Below are 1068 nucleotides of genomic sequence, written 5' to 3' on the forward strand. Positions count from 1 at the left end.
TCTTCGGACAGGGTCTTGACTGTCGCGTTCAGGCGGCGGTCCGCAACTGCATGTGCTCGGCGTGGACTTCTTGCGGAGGGCGATAGTCGATGGCCGAGTGCAGGCGTTTGCGATTGTACCAGAATTCGATATAGCGGGTGATGTCCTGGCGTGCGGCTTCGCGGGTCAAGTAAGTGACCCGCGACACCCGTTCGTTCTTGAGCGCCCCGAAGAATGATTCGGCCATAGCGTTATCGAAGCAGATTCCGGTGCGTCCGGCAGACCTTCGCAGTGCGAGCCTGTTCAGCGTCTTGCCGAACTCATCGGACATATAGTTGCTGCCGCGATCGGAGTGGAATATGGCACCGTCCGCGAGCTTCCGGTTCCGTGCCGCGTTGCGGATTGCTCTCGATATGAGCGGTGTCTGGTAATGATCATCCATGGCGTATCCGACGACTTCCTTGGTGTAGCAGTCGATGACGGTCGCGAGATACAGCCAGCCTTCCCCTGTTTTGATGTAGGTGATGTCGCCGACGAGTTTCTCTCCGGGAGCTGGGGCGGTGAAGTTGCGGCCGACCAGGTCGGGCACCGCGCCGGCTGCAAACTGGGTCAGGCCGGACCGCTTCGGGCGGGGCTGGCAGGGCAGCAAGCCCAGCTCACGCATCAACCGACGCACCAGTTCAGGCCCAGCTACGTACCCCCAGCGCGCCAGCTGAGCCCGGACGCGGCGGTAGCCGTAGGTGCCATCGGACATATCGAAGGCCTTTTTGATGAGCTGTTTCAGCTCATCGCGGCGCTGCGCTGTCGCAGAATCGGGGCGGCGGCGCCAGTCGTAGTAGCCGGATTTCGAGACGCCAAGCCGGGTGCACATGAACTCGACGCTCCAAACGTACTCCGCCGTATCGAGCCGCATCGTTTCGATGAACTCGTACGTGCTCGCTACCGGGGATCCCTCGCGAAGTACGCTGCGGCTTTTTTCAGGAACGCGTTTTCCATCTCGAGTTCACGGATACGCCGGTCCTGCTCTTTGAGCCGCGCGCGTTCGCCGACGGTCAGTTCGGTGCCCGCTGGTTCCTGCTGTTGCTGGTG

1 pseudogene is annotated in these 1068 nt (G+C 61.6%); it reads right to left on the reverse strand.

Going from position 1 to position 1068, the window contains the following annotated elements:
- Positions 1–28: 28 nt before the first annotated feature.
- A pseudogene (locus ACZ6C1_RS39095) lies at positions 29–943 on the reverse strand (IS3 family transposase); the annotation flags it as partial.
- Positions 944–1068: the final 125 nt, after the last annotated feature.

Source organism: Streptomyces sp. NPDC041796 (assembly GCF_055590785.1).